Genomic DNA, 19,416 nt, shown 5'->3' on the forward strand with positions numbered 1-19,416 from the left:
GCTCAGCCGGACATATCGCTCGTCAACATCCCAGAACCCCGGCTGCCCGCGCATCTATGCCTCCTGATCCCGTCGAGACCGATGGAATCATGAAACGCCCAGCCACGCGAGGTTTTTCGAGGTGTCCAACTGGGGAATGCTGATGGCCTGGAGCGAGGTCGCCGGCCATGTTCCCGCAGGCGCCGTGCTGATGTGGGCAGGGGCCATCGCGTGGCAGATCGGCTACGATACCGTCTATGCCTATGTCGATATCGGAGACGACCGGCGCCTCGGCCTGAAATCGACGGCCATTCTCTTTGGCGCCCACGGCAAGGCGTGGATCGGCCTGTTCTATGTCCTGACCGCCGCAGCCTGGTCGATCGGGGGCTGGATGCTCGGGATGTCCTCGCTCTATGCCCTGGGCATGCTGGTGATCGTCGGCCATCTGGCATGGCAGACATGGCGGATCGACCTCGAACGGCCGGAGATCAACTACCGCCTGTTCCTGGCGAACATTCTGACCGGGGTGCTTTTGGCCGCCGCCGCCCTTCTCGGCGTCGGATAGGACTCTTCGTCAAATCGCGCTTTGCCCCGATGCCGCAGGCATGGACCCGCGGACGCCCGTATGCCTCTTGGACGTGCCCTACCCCTCCACACGGTCGATGAACCAGCGGGTGAGGCGCGTCCAGACCTCGTCCTTCTCGGCAAAATCCTCGACGCCATGTTCCAGGTTCGGGTTGTCGTTCACCTCGATGACGAAGACGCCGTCGTCGGTCTCCTTCAAGTCGACGCCATAAAGCCCGTCGCCGATACAGCGCGCCGCCTTGAGCCCGGCGTCGAGCACGTGCGGCGGCGCTTCGGCCAGCGTGAAGCCCTTGAAGCCGCCTTCCATCGGCCGCCCGCCGGTTTCGTGATTGATGATCTGCCAATGGCTCTTGGCCATCAGGTACTGGACGGCGAACAGCGGCTGGCCGCCGAGCACGCCGATGCGCCAGTCGAAGCGGGTCGGCATGAACTTCTGGGCGAGCAGCAGGTCGGTGTCCTCCAGCCAGGCTGTGGCCAGACGCTCCAGCCCGGCCATGTCGTCGACCTTCTTGACGCCGCGCGAGAACGAGCCGTCGGGGATCTTCAGCACCATCGGAAAGCCGAGGATATCGGCGGCGCGGGCGAAATCCTCCTTGCCGCCGATCATCACCGAGGGCGGCGTCGCCACGCCGTTGCCCGCCATCAGTTCGTTCAGATAGATCTTGTTGGTGCAACGGATCATCGAGATCGGATCGTCGATCACCGGCATGCCCTCCTGCATGGCCCGGCGCGCGAAGCGGTAGGTGTGGTTGGAGATCGATGTGGTCTCGCGGATGAACAGCGCGTCGAAATTAGCGAGCCGCGGCAGGTCCTTCTTGGTGATCGGCTCGACCTCGACGCTCATCCGCGCGGCGATGCGCGCCCAGTGCTTGAGCGAATCGACCGAGGTCGGCGGCAGTTCCTCCTTCGGATCGTAGAGGGTAGCGAAGGCGTATTTCGCCGGCGTCTTGGCCCGCGCCGCACGCCATTCGCGCGCCGTATAGCGCTCCATGGCGGCGAGAAACAGCTCGTTCTCCTCCGGGCTCAGCTTGCCGAGACCGGCAAAGCCGATCTTGCGGATGTGCGGCGTCTCGCCCCCGTCGAGCGTAATCTCCAGCGCCGGCGCCCGAAACCAGTCGAAGACGAGCTTGGCGAAGCGGTCGAGCCGCGGATCGGCCGAGTGGCCGAAATAGACACGGATGGGCGAGGCGGGCGCGATTCCCTTGGCCGTCGCCTTGGCGAGCGCGACGTCGAGCTCCGGCAAGGCATTCTCGTAGAGCTTCTTTTCCGACAGGTCGATCATCGTCTCGACCGTCGGAATGATGTGGTGGCCGCGCGCCCCGGCGAGCAGCGAGGCGTAGTAGGCCCGGCTCTGATAGGCGTAGGAGCGCGCCAGATTGATGATCTTCGGCCGCTGTCCGCCGAACAGGCCGGGCCGGGCAAGATAGTCCCGGCTGGTCATGATCTTGTGGGGTGTTGCGGCATTGTCGAGATCGGACGCGCGTCCGACGAGAATGACCCATTGTGACATCGGACGGCTCTGCGGGCCCTTTGCTTATCGATGGTCGTTGCGGGGAGGATTCGGGGTCAGTTGGCCGCCGGACGTTTGGCGAGAAAAACGGCCGCTCTGAGGCCGATCTTGCCGAACCGTGCGATGCGGTCGAACGTAGCGTGTGGGATCGGCAGGCTGGCCGCATCGGCGATCGTTTCGCCATGCTCGTCGTCCACCCACGGGTCGTGCACGATGATGTGGCGGCCGTCATCGCCGTGCGCCAGCACCCAGTGCGGCACCTTCTTGCCGAACATTTGGTAGCCCGAGACCAGCACCACCACCGTCCTGCCGGCCGCAATGGCCCGGCGGACGTCGTCCACCGTGAACGGGCGGATCATCACCGGGATGTGGTAGGCTGATGCGCGGGAGCGAAAGTCCTCCTGCGCCAGCGCCATAATCTTCTGCTTTTCGGCGCTGCGCACGCCCTCCAGAAACAGGTCGCCCGGCTCCGAAACGTGGATCTCGGCGTCGAGCCCCGCCTCGTAGGCCGCGACGGCCAGGCCGTAGGGCTCGCAGCCGCCGGGTCCCGACATCATGAAGATCGTCGTCGCCTGACGCCACAGACGGATTTCCAGCATCGGCCCGAGTTCGGTGCCCGTGATGTCGCGGGCGAGCGCCATCATCAGGCAGCAGGGGCCGCAGGTGAAATCCGTCGTCTGCTCGTAATAGGGCACGGTCGATTCGAGCGGCACCGCACCCCGCAGCGTCTTTTCGAAGCGCAGCGCCGGCATGTGATCGGCATAGTAGTCGAGATAGCGGCCGATCGGCCGGTAGCCTTCGCTGCGATAAAGGCCGATGGCGGGAGCGTTGTCCTCGCGCACCTCCAGACGCAGCGCGATCCGATCGCGTTCGAAGGCCTCCGTTTCGGCGGCGGCGAGCAGCCGGCGACCGATACCGCGCCCGCTCGCTTCACGTGAAACAGCGATCGAATAGAGTCGCGCCAGCGCCGTACCGGCCCGCAGGAGCAGCGCCGCGTAGCCCACCAGCACGCCGTCCGCTTCCGCCAGGAGCAGGGCGGCGCTTTTCGACTGCAGCAGGCGGCGGAAGGACCGCCGATTGATCCGATCGGAAACGAAGGCGGCGTTTTCAAGCGCCACCAAGGCGTCGAGATCGGCAATGTCGGCGGCGCGCAATCGCACCTGTGGCGCCGATACGGCGGAGGACCAGTGCCGAGCAGCGGAGGCGGCGGTCATTTTTGGGTCTGACACCTAAGCCATGGCCGGCCCGAGCCGGTCGTCACGAGATCACGCGGGAGAAGAACGAACACGACCTGCGATCTGCGATCAGATCATCCAACCGAAACCTGCTTCGGTTCGCGTGATCCCGACGGAGCGCCGATTCCTGTTCTATACGCCGTCGCCGGACCCGAGGCGAGAGAGAATCTGCCTTGCGCGATACGGGCTTGTTCGCCGGCACCGGACTCTATGTTGGTGCGGGCATCCCCGCATCCTCGCTGACCGGAAAGCCCCCATGAAAGTCGCCGTCTTCAGCACCAAGCCCTATGACCGCCGCTTTCTCGGAGACGCCAATACGGCGCCGCACGACCTGGTCTTTCACGAAGCCAAACTGACGGTCGACAGCGCACCGCTGGCTGCAGGCGCCCAGGCGGTCTGTCCCTTCGTCAACGACGACCTCGGCGCCACCGTGCTCGAACGGTTGGCGGAGGGCGGGACGACGCTTCTGGCGCTGCGTTCGGCCGGCTTCAACAATGTCGATCTGCGCGCCGCCGCCGAGCTCGGACTGACGGTCGCCCGTGTGCCCGCCTATTCGCCCGATTCCATCGCCGAGCACACGCTGGCTCTCATCCTGACGCTCAACCGCAAGATCCACCGCGCCTACAACCGCGTGCGCGAAGGCAACTTCGCGCTTGACGGCCTGCTCGGCTTCAACCTGCGCGGCCGCACCGCCGGCATCGTCGGCACCGGAAAGATCGGCGAGACGGTGGCGACCATCCTGGCGGGTTTCGGCTGCCGGCTCCTGGCCTACGATCCCTTCGTCAATCCGGCCCTGCTGGCGCTCGGCGCCGAATACGTGTCCTGGACCGAGCTCTGCGAATCCTGCGACCTGATCACCCTGCACTGCCCGTTGACGCCGGAAACCCATCATCTGGTCGATGCCGCCGCCGTCGCCCGGATGAAGCCCGGCGTGATGCTGGTCAACACCAGCCGAGGCGGCGTCATCGACACGCCGGCCGTCGTCGACGGGGTCAAGCGCGGCATCATCGGCAACCTCGCGCTCGACGTCTACGAAGAGGAGGCGGATCTGTTCTTCGAGGACCTGTCCAACCGCGCCATCGACGATGACACCTTCGCCCGGCTTCTGACCTTCCCGAACGTGCTGATCACCGGGCATCAGGGCTTTTTCACCGAGGAAGCGATGGCGGCGATCGCCGAGACCACGATCGCCAACATCTCCGCCTTCGAGGCGAACGGTGCGCCCTTGCATCCGGTCGAGGCGGACCGCATCGCACCGCGCCCGTTGCGCGGGCCGCGAAAGCGCTGATCAGCGACCAACGACAGCTATTTCGGGCGTGCCGGCCGGTAGGCCATGCCGATCGACCTGTCCCCTCGGGCCTAAAGCAGCAGCACCATGTCGCATTCCAGCATGCTCGCTCAGGACGTAAAATCACTTGAGGCTGTGACACATCCGGCTATATTGGAACTATTCTAAACTGTTCGAGGAAGCTTTTGTCGCGGCTGCTGTTTTCGGGAATCGGCAAGCGTCGGTTCGAGGATCTCTCGGAGCGCGAGATCCTGGCGCTTGCCATTTCGCGCATGGAAGAGGACAGCCGCATCTACGCCACTTACGCGGAGAGGCTGCGCGGCGACTTTCCGGCCACTGCCGCCGTCTTCGAAGGCATGGCGATCGAGGAGGGGGCGCATGGCCGGCGTCTCGTCGATGCCTATCAGACACGTTTCGGCGACTTCATCCTGCCGATTTCGAGCCATCACGTCGTCGGCTTCTATGAGCGCAAGCCGGTCTGGCTGATCGAGAACCTCGGTCTGGACCGGATCCGGGCCGAGGCTCTGGAGATGGCCCGCACCTCGCGCGACTTCTTCGCCCAGGCCGCGGAGCGGGCCGCCGACGAGGACATCCATCGTCTGCTCGCCGGGCTCGCCAGCGACGAAGGCGGCCATTTCAAGCGCGCCGAGGAACTGGCGGACCGGCATCTGCGCGACGAGCAGCGCAGCCGCGAGGACCTGCACGCCCACCGGCGGCTGATCCTCACCTGGGTGCAGCCCGGCCTCGCCGGCCTGATGGACGGTTCGGTCTCGACGCTCGCCCCGATCTTCGCCACCGCCTTCGCCACGCATGATCCCAAGACCACGCTTCTCGTCGGCCTGTCGGCGGCGGTCGGCGCCGGCATTTCCATGGGCTTCACCGAGGCCGTCCATGACGACGGCAAGCTCTCGGGCCGCGGCTCGCCGATCAAGCGCGGCCTGGCGTCCGGCGTCATGACCGCCATCGGCGGCCTCGGCCATGCCTTGCCCTACCTGATCCCGGCGTTCTGGCCGGCGACGCTGCTGGCCTTCGCCATCGTCTTCCTGGAACTCTGGGCGATCGTCTGGATCCAGAACCGCTACATGAAGACGCCGTTCGCGCGGGCCGCGTTCCAGGTGATCCTGGGGGGCCTGCTGGTGCTCGGCGCCGGCGTCGTCATCGGTGGATCGTAACGCACCGACTTCTTGCGGCGGTACGAGGCCCGCAGGCTCCCCTTGTTCAGGCCCGGCCCGAACTTACCTTAAGCGTCAGAGCAAGCAGAGATCTCCGCGACCATTCCGCCGGAGTTCGCCGCGGTCGCGGCGTCCGGGGTATGGTCGTCTTTGCAGTCCTTTTCGAGGACCGGAAGAAGCCCCGTTTGGCGTCCCCGCCAGACGGCGGCGGGCGGAACGAAGGCTTCGATTCGGCACCGACGGGAACGCCCTTGACCTACATCTTGATCATTGCTGGCCTGGCGCTCCTGACCCTGGGCGGCGAGATGCTGGTTCGCGGCTCCGTCAAGACGGCCGAGGCGTTCGGCGTGTCGCCGCTGCTGATCGGCCTGACGCTGGTCGGTTTCGGCACCTCCACCCCCGAACTGGTCACCAGCCTGCTCGCCGCCTATCGCGAGGCGCCCGGCATCGCCGTCGGCAACGTCATCGGCTCGAACACCGCCAACATTTTGCTGATCCTCGGCGTCACGGCCCTGGTCTCGCCGCTCGCGGTGCCGCCGGCGGCCTTCAAACGCAATATGCTGGCGCTCGGCGGCGCCACGCTCGCCTGTCTCGCCGCGGTGCTGATCGGCGACCTCGAACGCTGGACCGGCGTGGTCTTCGTCGCCATCCTGGCGTTCTATGTCTGGCGCTCCTATCGCGCCGAACGGGTGGACGAGAGCGATCAGCCGCGCCAGGCGCGGGCGCCAGGCGCACGGCGCGCCAAGCTCCTCGCTCTCATGCCGCATCTCGGCCTGACCCTCGTCGGCATCGCGGCAACGGTGATCGGCGCCAAGCTGCTCGTCGACGGCGCCATCGTGCTGGCCGAGATGTTCGGCGTGTCGGATACCGTGATCGGGCTCACCGTGGTGGCGATCGGAACCTCCCTGCCGGAACTCGTGGCCTGCACCATCGCCGCGCTGCGTGGCCATGGCGACGTGGCGCTCGGCAACGTCATCGGCTCCAACATCTACAACACGCTCGGCATTCTCGGGCTGACGGCGATCGTCCATCCGATCACCGTTCCCGTCGAGGTCGCCCATTTCGACATCTGGGTTCTGGTGGGCGCGACGGCATTGCTGATCGGGTTTCTGCGCACCCGTTGGCGGCTGGAGCGCTGGGAAAGCGGCCTTCTCGCGGCCGCCTACTGCTGCTATCTGGCCATCCTGGTTACCACGGCGTAGGCCGCACAGGCCGCTCTGGTTCAGCAGCCGAGCAGCATGCTCGCAGCCGGGCAAACGCTCGGCGCCCGAGTGACGGCAGCAGTGTAACAGCGCGCCCGGATCGAAGCATTCCCGGTTCCTGCCGCCCGCTCAGCCGCGACGATTGTCCTCGATGCCGATCCGCGGATTGGGCGTATAGCCGGGACCGATCGTCAGCGGCTCCTTCGGCATCACCGCGTCGCCGAGTTGCGAGGAGACGGTGAAGTCGTCCTCGTAGAGCACCTCGCCGTCGCCACTCTGGATCAGCCGCACCTCGACCCGGTAGGGCTTGTCCTTCTCGATGCCCTGGAGGGGCGGCGAGCGCAGCGAATAGCGGCGTGTGCGCGGCGTCAGTCGGGTCGACACCAGATGCGGCGGACCGCCCGCCGGATCCTCGAACCGCGCTTCGAGCAGGGAAAGATTGCGCACCGGCTTCAACACGAAGGCGGTAAAGCCGTAATAGGCGTCGGCCACCCGATAGTTGAACATGAAGCCGCTGCCTGCAATCTTCAGATAGGGAGTCTCGGCGGGCGGCGTGCGCGTCATCCAGCCGACGCCGAGCAGGATGGCCAGCACGACGGCAGCAGCCACCACGATCTGCCGCAACGAAACCCGTTCCAGACGAAGAGCCATGGCATCCTCCTTGTTCGAGGAAGTCGTCATGATAGCGCCGGTGCCCGCGCCTGTCGCGCGCATTGTCGGGCAAAATCGGTCGCGCTCGGCGCCGGCCGGCCGCCGGTCAGGACTCAAAACAATTCGTGAGGCGCCCGCGCCTCTTCGGCGTTGCTTTTCTCGGCGTTGCTGCCATACCAGCTTTTGCCTGCCGCGCCGCGACATCCGAGTCGAATGGTGCTCACCTGAAAGACCCCTCCCGATGCAGTTCGGCATCTTCCTGGCGTTCTTCGCCTATTTCAGCTTTTCGTGTTCCGACGGCTCGGTCAAAGCGCTCGGCGAGCATATGTCGATCTTCGAGATCGGCTTCTTCTCCTCGCTCTTCGCGCTCGTGCCGACGCTCTTCACCAAACGGCCGGAAGACAATTGGGGCAATGTCTTCGTGCCCAAGCGTCCGGTGCTGCTTTCGATCCGCATCCTCACCGGCATGGGCAGCAGCATACTCGGCATGTATGCCTTCACCCACCTGCCGCTGGCCGAGGCCTATGCGCTGATCTTTCTCGCGCCCTTCTTCGTCACCGTGCTGTCGCGGCTCGTGCTGAAGGAGCCGATCGGCTGGCGCCGGTGGGCAGCCGTCCTGGCAGGGCTGGGCGGCGTGCTGCTGGTGGTCCGGCCGGGCTTCCGCGAGATCCTGCCTGGCCATCTGGCGGCCACGGGCGTCGCCATGTGCGGCGCGGTCAGCATGATCGTCCTGCGCATCCTCGGGCCGAGCGAGCGCCGCATCACCTTGATCGGCTCGGTGATTCTGGCAAACCTCGTCTTCTATTCGGTGCTGATGATCCCGACCTTCACGGTGCCGACGCTGAACACGGTCCCGCTGCTCATTTTATGCGGTGTGGCGGCCGGTATCGGCAATCTTTGCGTCGTCTTCGCCACCCGCCTGGCGCCGGCCAACCGCGTCGCCCCGGCGCAATACGGCCAGATCATCTGGGCGACGCTGATCGGCGCGGCCGTCTTCGGCGAATATCCCGATCTCATCGCGGTGGCCGGCATGGCGCTGGTCGGCGCCTCGGGCCTCTTCACCTTCATGCGCGAGGAGAAGCGTGTCGGCTGGGCCCGCCGCACGCCGCTGATGCGCATCCGGGGCGGATAAAGCGTCCCAAAATCCGCCAGTGCGCAGCAATCGGACGGATTTCCGATCACAGATAGGCGAGCAGCCCCGAACTCTCTCCGCCGCCCAACAGCGTCAACACGGGCGAGCTCGACGAGGTATCGTTCTTAAGGTCGTACATCGTGGCGAAGCGGGCGATGAAGGCATCAAGCTTCTTCTCGTCCTGGAAATCATCGAAGTCGATCTCCTTTTCCAGGATCTTGGCCTGAAGATCGAGGTCGGCCTGCGACATCTGCTCGGGCAGGCCGAGAGCGGTGCGGACAGCCTCGAAGGTCGCCTTGTCGGCGAGAATGTCGTAGGCGCTGTTCAACGTCGGGGCGATACGCTTGAGATAGAGAGCCAGGCGCGCGCCCTCGCTCTGCTCGCCGGCCTCCAGTTCCAGCGTCTGCTGGAAGAACTTTTCCCGCGTCTTGACGATGTTGCCGCGGGTCTGGGCCTGCGATCCCGTCGGCGTCACCGTGCCGTCCGGTTCGAAATTGAACACCCCGGCGATCTCGGCGAAGCGGCTGTCGAGAGTATAGACATAGCTTCCGCTATCGGAGAGATCGCTGGTCAGCACCCGTTTCATCATCTCCGAACTGACCTTTTCGTTCTCCAGTCCGTAGGCCGTCAGAACGAAGCTCGTCAGCCGATCGTCGGCGACAAACTCGTCGAGACTCGAGATCCGCGACACGGTCTCCAGATAGTAGGTTGCTTCCGCCTTCGCCTCGTTCTTCTTGATTTGCGGGGCACCGGCATCGATCGACGAGGTGTAGCGGGTCGCGAGCGCTTGCTGCTCCTTGGTGGACTGGATCGTCTGCTGCGCCGAGAGCTTGCCGGCCGCGTCGAAGTTGAAGGCCGCGGCGAGGTTCCGGTAGCGGTCGTCGCCCGACCGGTTGGCATAGCTTTTCGGGTCGGACACGTCGCTCGTCAAAATCTTGCGCAGCGTCACGCGCGACACGCTGCCCGGCTCGATGTCGTAGGCCGTCAAGGCGAAGTCGAGCAGGCTGGAATCGTAAAGAAGATCGTTGATGTCGGAGACCTTGCGGATCTTGCCGCGAAAGATCGCCGTATCCAGCTTTTCCTCGGTCTCCGACGCATCGTCGTGATGCTCGCGATAGAGGCCGGTCAGTTCCTCCTTCTCGGCGGCGGTGATCGGTCCGTCGCCGGTGACCGAGCCGTCCGAGGCAAAATCGAACATCGCGGCCATGGCCTTGTAGGCCAGCTTCCGGCTTTTGTCGCTCGTCGACGCCTCGCTCATCCGGTTCACATAGCTTTTCGGATCGTCCAGATCGCTGGTCAGCGCGAGCTGCATGGTCTTGACGCTTTCGAGGTCGGGGTCGAGGCCGAACGCCGTCAGGACGTATTGCGTGAGCTTGGAATCGGCCGCCAGCGCCGTGACGTCGTTGATCGCGTCGATATGCGCCTTGAAATAGTCGGTCTTGTATTGCAGCGCCTGTGCGCTGTCGCCGTTGCCGGTCTTCTCGTTGTACTGGTAGATCGTTTCCTCGATCTGTGCGTCGAGCGCGTCGTCCGTCAGCGTGGCCGTGCCGTCCTCATCGAAGGCGAGAGCCTTGGCGAGATCGAGGAACTTCTGGTTGGCCACGCCCGAGCGATAGGCCGCTTCGTCCGATCGGTCGGCGGTCAGCGCCGACCTGACGTAGGACTTCGACAGATAGGTGGGATCGATGCCATAGGCCTTGAGCGCCACCTCGTAGATGCGCTGGTCTGCGAGAAAATCATCGACGGTCGTGGTCGCGGCAAAGGTCTTCTTGAAATGATTCGTTTCGGCCAGCGTTGACGTCGCTCGGCGAACACGCGCCTCGGAATAGGCCTCGACCGTATCGTTTTCCTGGCTCGCTGATTGGACCTCGACCGTCCCCGACACGCTCCCGTCGGTGTCGAACGCGAAAGCCTTGGCGAAGGTCACGAACTTCTTGTCGACCAGCCGGTTGGCGAAGCTGGCGGAATCCGACAGATCGCTCTCCAGCACCTTGCGCATGAAGCCCTGCTGGTTGATCTGCTCCTCCAACCCATAGGCTTTCATCGCGAAGCTGTAGAGCCGGTAGTTGCCGAGAAACTCGTCGACCGAACTCACCGTGCCGATGTTCTCGGCATAATAGTCGGCTTCCCGCTTGTTCGATGCGTTCGCTTCCAGCCGGGCGAGCGTGCGATCCGGGTCGGCGGTGTACATGCGGTAGGCCAGAAGCGTCGAAAGCATCGGATCGTCTCCTGAAATCGGCTTGCCCGGGGCCGGCGGATGGACTGAATCGCATAAGGCCCTAGCTGAACAACGTTGCGTCAGGCTATCTCGTCCTTCGAATCGGCCGACCGGCGGCCCTCTGCGTCGTCTTCGCGCTTGCGAAAACCACGCACGGGCCGCAATCTGAGGTCGACGACGGGGGCTGGCGCCCGCCGACATCGTGTTTGAGGGAGATCGATCCTTGCCAATCCGCAAGTTGCTTGTTGCCAACCGCTCCGAAATCGCCATTCGCGTCTTTCGCGCGGCCAACGAACTCGGTCTCAAAACCGTGGCGATCTGGGCGGAAGAAGACAAGCTGGCGCTGCACCGCTTCAAAGCGGACGAATCCTACGAGGTCGGCCGCGGGCCGCACCTGGCCAAGCCGCTGGGACCGGTCGAGGCGTATCTGTCGATCGACGAGGTGATCCGCGTCGCCAAGCTGTCGGGCGCCGACGCCATCCATCCCGGCTACGGCCTGCTGTCGGAGAGCCCGGAGTTTTCCCAAGCCTGTGCCGACAACGGCATCGTCTTCATCGGCCCGTCGGCCGAGACCATGCGCAAGCTCGGCAACAAGGTGGCGGCGCGCAATCTGGCGATGGAAATCGGCGTGCCGGTCGTGCCGGCGACACCGCCGCTGCCCGACGATCCGGCCGGGATCGAAAAGGCGGCCGCCGAGATCGGCTACCCGATGATGCTGAAGGCCTCATGGGGAGGTGGCGGCCGCGGCATGCGCGTCGTGCGCTCCGATGCGGATCTCGCGCGCGAGGTGATCGAGGCCAAGCGCGAGGCCAAGGCCGCCTTCGGCAAGGACGAGGTCTATCTGGAGAAGCTGGTGGAGCGCGCCCGCCACGTCGAAGTTCAGATCCTCGGCGACACGTTCGGCACCGTGGTCGACCTGTTCGAGCGCGACTGCTCGATCCAGCGCCGCAACCAGAAGGTCGTGGAGCGCGCCCCCGCCCCCTATCTCGACGACGAGAAGCGGCGGGAAGTGGCGTCCTATGCGCGCAAGATCGCCGAGGCGACCGACTATGTCGGCGCCGGCACGGTCGAGTTCCTGATGGACGCCGACAGCGGCGAGTTCTACTTCATCGAGGTCAATCCGCGCATTCAGGTCGAGCACACGGTGACCGAGGAGGTCACCGGGATCGACATCGTCAAGGCGCAGATCCATCTGCTCGACGGCGCCGCCATCGGCACGCCCGAGTCCGGCGTGCCGCCGCAGGAGGAAATCCGCCTCAACGGCCATGCGCTGCAGTGCCGGATCACCACCCAGGATCCCGAGCACGATTTCATTCCGGATTACGGCCGGATCACCGCCTATCGCGGCGCCACCGGCTTCGGCATCCGCCTCGACGGCGGCACGGCCTATTCGGGCGCGGTGATCACCCGCTTCTACGATCCGCTTCTGGAAAAGGTCACCGCCTGGGCGCCGAGCGCCGAAGAGGCGATCGCGCGCATGGACCGCGCCTTGCGCGAATTCCGCATCAGGGGCGTGGCGACGAACCTTACCTTCCTCGAAGCGATCATCACCCATCCGAAATTCAAGAGCAACGACTACACCACCCGTTTCATCGACGAGACGCCCGAGCTGTTCCGCTCCACGCGGCGGCGCGACCGCGCCACCAAGCTGCTCACCTATCTCGCCGACGTCTCCGTCAACGGCCATCCGGAGACGAAGAACCGGCCGCACCCCAATCCCGACATGGCCCGGCCCGTGCCGCCCGTGTTCGAAGCACCGGTGGCGGAAGGCTCGCGCCAGCGCTTCGACGAGCTCGGACCGGTCGGCTTCGCGGAATGGATGCGCGCGCAGAAGCAGGTCCTGATCACCGACACGACGATGCGCGACGGCCATCAGTCGCTGCTGGCGACGCGCATGCGCACCCATGACATCGCCGCCATCGCCGACGCCTATGCGCGCGCTCTGCCGCAGCTCCTGTCGCTGGAATGTTGGGGCGGGGCCACTTTCGACGTGTCCATGCGCTTCCTGAACGAGGATCCGTGGGAGCGGCTGGCGCTGATCCGCGAACGCGCGCCCAATATCCTGCTTCAGATGCTGCTCAGGGGCTCCAACGGCGTCGGCTATACCAACTATCCCGACAACGTGGTCAAGCAGTTCGTGCGCCAGGCGGCGCGCGGCGGCATCGACCTCTTCCGCGTCTTCGACTGCCTGAACTGGGTCGAGAACATGCGCATCTCGATGGATGCCGTGCTGGAGGAGGACAAGCTCTGCGAGGGCACGTTCTGCTACACCGCCGATCTGCTCGACGCGGCGCGTCCGAAATACGATCTCAAATACTATATCGGGCTCGCCAAGGAACTGGAGGCCGCCGGTGCCCACGTGCTTGGCGTCAAGGACATGGCCGGCGTCATGAAGCCGGCGGCCGCGCGTGTCCTGTTCAAGGCGCTGCGCGAGGAGACCGGCCTTCCGATCCACTTCCACACGCACGATACCTCCGGCATCGGCGGGGCGACCATCCTGGCCGCCGTCGAGGCCGGCGTGGATGCCGTGGACGCGGCGATGGACGCGTTCTCGGGCGCCACCTCGCAGCCTTGCCTGGGCTCGATCGTCGAGGCACTGCAGGACACCGACCGGGCGCCGGACCTCTCGGCCGCCGCGATCCGGCGCATCTCGTTCTACTGGGAGGCGGTGCGCAACCAGTACGCCGCGTTCGAGAGCGACCTCAAGGGGCCGGCCTCCGAGGTCTATCTGCACGAAATGCCCGGCGGCCAGTTCACCAATCTCAAGGAGCAGGCCCGGTCGCTGGGCCTGGAGACGCGCTGGCATCAGGTCGCCCAGACCTATGCCGACGTCAACCAGATGTTCGGCGACATCGTCAAGGTGACGCCGTCCTCCAAGGTGGTGGGCGACATGGCGCTCCTGATGGTGAGCCAGGACCTGACGGTCGCCGACGTGCTCAACCCGACCAAGGACGTCGCCTTCCCCGATTCGGTGGTGGCGATGATGCGCGGCGACCTCGGCCAGCCGCCTTCGGGATGGCCAAAGGACATCCAGGCCAAGGTGCTGAAGGGCCAGCCGGCGTCGACCGCCCGGCCCGGTTCGCTGATTCCGGCGGAGGATCTCGACGCCAAGCGCAAGGAACTGCAGGAGAAGATCGACCGTGAGCCGACCGATCAGGAGTTCGCGGCCTATCTCATGTACCCCAAGGTCTTCATCGACTTCGTCGCGACCCAGGAGATGTACGGGCCGGTCTCCATCCTGCCGACGCCGAACTATTTCTACGGCATCGAGCAGGACGAGGAGGTCCAGGTCGAGCTGGAGCGCGGCAAGACCATGATCGTGCGCTGCACCGGCATCACCGACATGGACGAAGAGGGCATGCGCGGCGTGATCTTCGAGCTCAACGGCCAGCCGCGCCGCATCAAGGTGCCCGATCGCGCACACGGCGCGGCCGGCGCCGGCGTCAAGCTCAAGGCCGACCCGACCAACCCGCTCCATGTCGGCGCGCCGATGCCCGGCGTGATCTCGGCGCTGGGCGTGTCGCCGGGCCAGAGCGTCAAGTCGGGTGACGTCATCTGCTCGATCGAGGCGATGAAGATGGAGACCGCGCTGCACGCCGAGCGAGACGGCGTGATCGAGGAGGTGCACGTGAAGATCGGCGCGCAGATCGACGCCAAGGATCTGATCGCGGTCTACGCCGCGGACGCATAACAGCGCTCTGCCCCGACTTTATGGAAAGGCGGCCCCCTGAGGTCGCCTTTTTTATGCCGATGCCAGCAACTGCCGAACGCCAGATGGCTCGGCGTTCGCCGCGCAAACCAGGCCGGCCTATACAATCCGCCATGCACGTTCTTGCATGATTTCACCGAATCATGCATTATTGTCGGCATGATCGAAGCATCGACCCTGCTCGCGGACGAGCGCCGCGACGCCATCCGCCTCCGGCTCCAGGCCGGCGAGCCGGTGCGCGCCGCCGACCTCGCCGTCTTGTTCGCGGTATCGGAGGACACGGTGCGCCGCGATCTTCGCGAGATGGCGTCCAACGGCGAGTGTCGCCGCGTCTATGGCGGAGCGCTGCCGCTGTCGCCGGCGGCCGGACCGTTGACGACGCGCCGCCTGGAAGCGCCCGAGCGCAAGCAGAGACTGGCCGCCGCACTGGTGCCGCTGATCCCCGATGGGGCGACGATCTTCATCGATGCCGGCTCGACCAATCTCGCGATAGCCGCGGCGCTCGTGTCGGATCGGATCCGTGCAGTCGTGACGAACGCGCCGGCGGTGGCCACGGCGCTTGCCGATCGCGGCCTGCAGGACATCGTGATGATCGGCGGCCGCCTCGACCCGGTCAATGGATCGTGTGTCGGCGCGCGCACGCTGACGGAAATCGATCGGCTCAACCCCGACGTCTATCTGCTCGGCGGCTGCGGCGTCGATCATGTCGCCGGCATCACCGTGTTTTCGTCGGAAGAAGCTGAGATCCGACGCGTTCTCGCGCACCGCAGCCGCATGATCCTCACCGCTGCGATCAACGACAAGCTGGGGACCGCCGCGCCGTTCGCCGTTCTGCCGCCGGATGGGCTCGAAGCCGTGGTGATCGAGCGCGACGCGGACATCGAGCAGGAGCGCGGCTTCGCCCGGCAGGGCGTGCGCGTGATAAGGGCTGGCGACGAGGTCGCGCAGTGGTAGGAATGGGTCCCGACGCGCGCGAATATCATGCGCCTGGCAGGAACCGTGTGCACGCTTCTCGGCCCGCTATCGGCATCAAGGCGGCATTCAGGCGTTGCGGGACATAGGAAAGACGGGTCCATCATGGAACAGTCGCTTCGGCCTCGCGGCGGCACACTATCGGTCGCGTCTCGCATGCCCATCGAGCGCGTTGCGGTGTCATCGGCCTTCCTCGCCAACGGCTTCTACGTGGGAAGCTGGGCGCCGCAGATTCCGCTGCTCGCCGACCGGCTCGACATCAGCAACGCCGTGCTGGGTCTCGTCGTTCTCGTGTTCGGCCTGGGCGCGGTCGGCACCATGCCGATCGTCGGCGCCCTGATCGCGCGCCTTGGATCGCGCCGCATCATGATCGGGACCGGCGTTCTGCTCGCCATCGCTCTGCCCATCCTGGCCTGGGCGCCGACGCTGGCATGGGCGTTCCCCGCGGGCCTCTTCGCCGGCGGAATGACCGGCAGCATGGACGTCGCCATGAATGCCAATGCCGTAGCGCTGGAACGGCGGTTGCCGTTCGCCATCATGTCGTCCTGCCACGGTTTCTGGAGCCTGGGCGGGCTCTTGGGCGCAGCCGTCGGCGGGATCGGGATCGCGACGCTGGGCGGCGAGGGGCACGCGCTCGCCGTCGGCGCGCTCATATTGGCGACCATCGTCCTGTTGGTTCCCCGAGCGCTCGAGGATCGGCGCGAGACCCCGAAACCGGCAACGGACGAGGAACCGCATCACGAGACCGAGGCCGCAAACGCGCCGCTCTCATTAAGCCGGTCGCTGCTGATGGTCGTGGCGATCGGCATCTTTGCGCTGTGCGCGATGATTCCGGAGGGCGCAGTGCTCGATTGGGGGGCGATCTATCTGCGCGACGATCTCGGCGCCGGGGTCGCCATCTCCGGCTTCGGCTTCGCCGCCTTCTCGCTCACCATGGCGGCTTTCCGCTTCGCCGGGGACGGATTGCGCGATCGCTTCGGCGCCGTCAGGACGACGCAGCTGTCGGCCCTCGCCGCCGCGCTGGGACTGTGCACGGCGGCTCTGTCGGGTTCGGTCGTCGCCGCCTGCTTCGGCTTCGCCGTAATGGGCATCGGCATCGCCAACATGGTCCCGATCGCCTTCTCGGCCGCCGGCAACGTGCCGGGCCTGCGTCCCGGCATCGGTCTCAGCATCGTTTCGACGCTCGGCTATTCGGGCATTCTGCTGGCGCCCTCGGCGATCGGCTTCATGGCCGAGCGGGTCGGATTTCCGCCGATCTTCTTGACGCTCTCGATCCTGCTTCTCGCGGCTTTCGCGAGCGCCCGCCTGCTGAAGATCGCCGACCGGCCGCAATGATCATCGGCCGCGAAGCATACGCAAACGCTGGATACCCGCGCCCGTCCTGCCGTTCATATCCGGCAGGCGCCGCCAAGCGCGCGACGCGGTTACGATAATGTTAACGAAAGATTAGGCTAACCGGTTTTCTCGGCCTCCGAACTGTGTCAGAAATTCGCTAAGGATGCGGCGAAAAACTGTTTCTTGAAGGAGCCGGTCTTCGTGCGAATCCTTGGTTTTTGCGTTGCCTGTCTTTTGGCCCTCGCCACCTTTGGCGGCCGAGCCGAAGCAGGCGTCATCGCCCGCATCGATCTTTCCCAGCAGCGCATGCAGGTCTATCAGGATGGCAAGCTGGCCTATACCTGGTCGGTCTCCACCGCGCGCAGCGGCTATCGTACGCCGGTCGGCACCTACAAGCCCTATCGCATGCACAAGATGTGGTATTCGCGGAAATACCACATGTCGCCGATGCCCTATTCGATCTTCTTTCTGGGCGGCTATGCCATCCACGGCACCGATGCGATTCGCAACCTCGGCCACCCCGCTTCGCACGGCTGCATCCGGCTTCACCCGGACAATGCGAGAAAGCTCTTCAGCCTGGTCAAGCAGAGTGGGGCCGCCCACACCGAGATCGTCATCACACGCTGAAAGGTGCCCGTTCCGCCAGGAACCGGCACCTTCTTGGATTCGGCCGCCGGGTCGTCGCTAGATTCGGCCGAGCAACAGCAGGATCAGGATGACGACGAGAATGACGCCGAGAATTCCGGAGGGACCATAACCCCATCCGCGCGAATAGGGCCATGACGGTACGGCGCCGATCAGCAGGATGATGATGATGATAAGGAGGATGGTGCCGAGAGACATGGCAGGTTTCCCTTGAACGCGGAACGGAATTGTTTGGCACAAGAACACTTAGCCGGGCGGGAAGTTCCCTGAGCGTTCGGCCCGATCCATCATTTGCCAAGTCTGCACCACAAATCCGCCCACACATCGTCAAGCACCGGCAAGAAACCGAAGCCATTCGTGGCGGCTCCATTTCCGGAAAGTCGCACTCGGCAGCGCCCGCGCCCTCCGCGCCCTTCTTTGCCGAGCGAGGCCGTCTTAGGACGGACGCCCGCAGCAGGCCTTGTACTTGCGACCCGACCCGCACGGGCAGGGATCGTTGCGGCCGATCTTCGAGGCCGTGGCGACCGCCGAGCCGCGCAGCGCGCCCTGGCGGCGCAACGCCATGATGTCGGCGGCCGGCCGGCCGGCCCGCACGAGATCGGCCATCGTGCGCATGGCAGGGCCGGCATGCTTGTGGAACCGGGTCATCGACCGGCAGAAATAGTTGAGTCCGCTCTCGCCCTCGGCGGTGACGAGGAACCGGTGCTTGGGGCAGCCACCGTTGCAGGTGAACCGGATTTCGCACTCCCGGCACTGGCGGGGAAGCGAATCGCGCTTGTCCTTGCCGAAGCTGACCTGCTCGGGCAGCGCCGCCAGAACGCCGACCGGCGTGTCCATGACGTTGCCGAGCCGATACTCCGGATAGACATAGTGGTCGCAGGCGTAGAGGTCGCCATTGTGCTCGATCGCGAGCCCTTGGCCGCAGGTTTCCGCGAACCAGCACAGGCCGGCCGGCTGGCCCAGCCACAGACCGAGCTGAACGTCGAAGAACTGGACGAAGACCCTGCCCACGTCGCGCTCGATCCATTCGTCGAAGACGCCGCACAGGAAATCGCCATAGGTGCGCGGCAGGACGCTCCACGGCGTCACCTTGTATTCGACGCCGTCCTCGTCGATCTGCGGCGCAGCGGCCAGCGTCGCGCCATCGGCGGTCCGCTCGACGATCGGAATGAACTGCATGAAGGTCGAGCCGATCTCCTTCAGGAAGCGATAGATTCGGCGCGGCTCGGTGGCGTTGTTGCGATGGATGACGGTCAACGTGTTGAAGTCGACGCCATGGCGCTTCAGCGTCTCGAGCCCCGCCATCACCTTGGCGTGGCTCGCCCGCTTGGCCCGGTCGACACGGTAGCGGTCATGCAGGTCGGCCGGTCCGTCGATCGAAATGCCGATCAGGAACTCGTGCGCCTTGAGAAATTCCGCCCATTCGTCGTCGATCAGCGTGCCGTTGGTCTGCAACGCATTGCGGATGGTCTTGCCGGGCGGCGCATAGCGGGCTTCCAGCTCGACGATGCGGCGGAAATAGTCGACCCCTAGCATGGTCGGCTCGCCGCCCTGCCAGTTGAACCAGATCTCCGGCATCGGCTGGGTCGCCTGGGCCGCGATATAGTCCCGGATATAGGTCTCCAGCACCTCGTCCGGCATGCCGAACTTCTTGGTGCCCGGATAGAGCCGCTCCTTTTCCAGATAATAGCAGTAGGTGCAGTCGAGATTGCAGCGCGGCCCGATCGGCTTCGCCATGACCTGGAAGGGCACCGCTGAGTTTTCGGGCATGATATCGGGCACG

At 65.3% G+C, this 19,416-nt stretch carries 14 protein-coding genes and 1 pseudogene; 9 read left to right on the plus strand and 6 right to left on the minus strand.

Annotated features, from left to right (window positions below; all coding sequences use genetic code 11):
- Positions 1-127: 127 nt before the first annotated feature.
- A pseudogene (locus SMD10_RS06075) lies at positions 128-544 on the plus strand (UbiA family prenyltransferase); the annotation flags it as partial.
- Between the two features lie 78 nt (positions 545-622).
- Here SMD10_RS06075 and SMD10_RS06080 read toward each other — a convergent pair.
- Both SMD10_RS06080 and SMD10_RS06085 read right to left on the minus strand, forming a co-directional pair.
- Positions 623-2,074, minus strand: a complete 1,452-nt coding sequence (locus SMD10_RS06080; protein ID WP_331684771.1) for a RimK family ATP-grasp domain-containing protein — start codon at positions 2,072-2,074, stop codon at positions 623-625.
- 56 nt (positions 2,075-2,130) lie between these two features.
- A complete protein-coding gene (locus tag SMD10_RS06085; RefSeq protein WP_331684772.1) occupies positions 2,131-3,288 on the minus strand; it encodes a peptidase C39 family protein in 1,158 nt (385 codons plus the stop codon).
- A 277-nt stretch (positions 3,289-3,565) separates the two neighbouring features.
- Here SMD10_RS06085 and SMD10_RS06090 point away from each other — a divergent pair, with 277 nt between their 5' ends.
- From SMD10_RS06090 to SMD10_RS06100, 3 genes are all read left to right on the plus strand, one after another.
- Positions 3,566-4,597 (plus strand): 2-hydroxyacid dehydrogenase, encoded by a 1,032-nt coding sequence (locus SMD10_RS06090; RefSeq protein WP_331684773.1) that lies wholly within the window; start codon positions 3,566-3,568, stop codon positions 4,595-4,597.
- Between the two features lie 185 nt (positions 4,598-4,782).
- On the plus strand, positions 4,783-5,769 hold the full coding sequence (gene mbfA / locus SMD10_RS06095) for an iron exporter MbfA (RefSeq protein ID WP_331684774.1): 987 nt from the start codon (positions 4,783-4,785) through the stop codon (positions 5,767-5,769).
- A gap of 251 nt (positions 5,770-6,020) precedes the next feature.
- Complete coding sequence (locus SMD10_RS06100; protein ID WP_331684775.1) at positions 6,021-6,971, plus strand: calcium/sodium antiporter; 951 nt, start codon at positions 6,021-6,023, stop codon at positions 6,969-6,971.
- Between the two features lie 129 nt (positions 6,972-7,100).
- Here the strand turns inward: SMD10_RS06100 and SMD10_RS06105 are convergent, their stop codons facing one another.
- Positions 7,101-7,622, minus strand: coding sequence for a hypothetical protein (locus SMD10_RS06105; protein ID WP_331684776.1), 522 nt, complete (start codon positions 7,620-7,622; stop codon positions 7,101-7,103).
- Positions 7,623-7,863: 241 nt separating this feature from the next.
- On the opposite strand from SMD10_RS06105, the gene SMD10_RS06110 reads away from it, so the two are divergent.
- Positions 7,864-8,754 carry a DMT family transporter gene (locus SMD10_RS06110; protein WP_331684777.1) on the plus strand — a complete coding sequence of 297 codons (891 nt, stop codon included), beginning with the start codon at positions 7,864-7,866 and terminating at the stop codon, positions 8,752-8,754.
- Positions 8,755-8,800: 46 nt separating this feature from the next.
- Here SMD10_RS06110 and SMD10_RS06115 read toward each other — a convergent pair whose 3' ends face one another.
- Entirely contained in the window at positions 8,801-10,972 is a 2,172-nt protein-coding gene (locus SMD10_RS06115) for a DUF1217 domain-containing protein (RefSeq protein WP_331684778.1), read from the minus strand.
- Between the two features lie 223 nt (positions 10,973-11,195).
- On the opposite strand from SMD10_RS06115, the gene pyc reads away from it, so the two are divergent.
- The 4 genes from pyc to SMD10_RS06135 all read left to right on the plus strand — a co-directional run bounded on the left by pyc (position 11,196) and on the right by SMD10_RS06135 (position 17,615).
- Positions 11,196-14,663, plus strand: coding sequence for a pyruvate carboxylase (gene pyc, locus SMD10_RS06120; RefSeq protein WP_331684779.1), 3,468 nt, complete (start codon positions 11,196-11,198; stop codon positions 14,661-14,663).
- A gap of 177 nt (positions 14,664-14,840) precedes the next feature.
- Complete coding sequence (locus SMD10_RS06125; RefSeq protein WP_331684780.1) at positions 14,841-15,635, plus strand: DeoR/GlpR family DNA-binding transcription regulator; 795 nt, start codon at positions 14,841-14,843, stop codon at positions 15,633-15,635.
- A 174-nt stretch (positions 15,636-15,809) separates the two neighbouring features.
- Entirely contained in the window at positions 15,810-16,988 is a 1,179-nt protein-coding gene (locus SMD10_RS06130; RefSeq protein WP_331684781.1) for an MFS transporter, read from the plus strand.
- 201 nt (positions 16,989-17,189) lie between these two features.
- Positions 17,190-17,615, plus strand: a complete 426-nt coding sequence (locus SMD10_RS06135) for a L,D-transpeptidase (RefSeq protein ID WP_331684782.1) — start codon at positions 17,190-17,192, stop codon at positions 17,613-17,615.
- 57 nt (positions 17,616-17,672) lie between these two features.
- On the opposite strand, the gene SMD10_RS06140 is transcribed toward SMD10_RS06135, so the two are convergent.
- Positions 17,673-17,831, minus strand: a complete 159-nt coding sequence (locus SMD10_RS06140; protein ID WP_331684783.1) for a DUF3309 family protein — start codon at positions 17,829-17,831, stop codon at positions 17,673-17,675.
- Positions 17,832-18,068: 237 nt separating this feature from the next.
- The gene (locus tag SMD10_RS06145; protein WP_331684784.1) at positions 18,069-19,415 is read right to left on the minus strand and encodes an anaerobic sulfatase maturase; all 1,347 of its coding nucleotides are present in this window, start codon (positions 19,413-19,415) and stop codon (positions 18,069-18,071) included.
- Between the last annotated feature and the right edge of the window lies 1 nt (position 19,416).

Origin of the sequence: Consotaella aegiceratis, from assembly GCF_036541425.1 — a bacterium.
Lineage (GTDB): Bacteria > Pseudomonadota > Alphaproteobacteria > Rhizobiales > Rhizobiaceae > Consotaella > Consotaella aegiceratis.

Bases quoted from the DNA above. Each gene is read 5' to 3' on its own strand.
- SMD10_RS06105 (WP_331684776.1), bottom strand. From the start codon at position 7,622: ATGGCTCTTCGTCTGGAACGGGTTTCGTTGCGGCAGATCGTGGTGGCT.
- SMD10_RS06130 (WP_331684781.1), top strand. From the start codon at position 15,810: ATGCCCATCGAGCGCGTTGCGGTGTCATCGGCCTTCCTCGCCAACGGC.
- SMD10_RS06115 (WP_331684778.1), bottom strand. From the start codon at position 10,972: ATGCTTTCGACGCTTCTGGCCTACCGCATGTACACCGCCGACCCGGAT.
- SMD10_RS06090 (WP_331684773.1), top strand. From the start codon at position 3,566: ATGAAAGTCGCCGTCTTCAGCACCAAGCCCTATGACCGCCGCTTTCTC.
- SMD10_RS06110 (WP_331684777.1), top strand. From the start codon at position 7,864: ATGCAGTTCGGCATCTTCCTGGCGTTCTTCGCCTATTTCAGCTTTTCG.
- SMD10_RS06140 (WP_331684783.1), bottom strand. From the start codon at position 17,831: ATGTCTCTCGGCACCATCCTCCTTATCATCATCATCATCCTGCTGATC.
- SMD10_RS06080 (WP_331684771.1), bottom strand. From the start codon at position 2,074: ATGTCACAATGGGTCATTCTCGTCGGACGCGCGTCCGATCTCGACAAT.
- SMD10_RS06125 (WP_331684780.1), top strand. From the start codon at position 14,841: ATGATCGAAGCATCGACCCTGCTCGCGGACGAGCGCCGCGACGCCATC.
- SMD10_RS06085 (WP_331684772.1), bottom strand. From the start codon at position 3,288: ATGACCGCCGCCTCCGCTGCTCGGCACTGGTCCTCCGCCGTATCGGCG.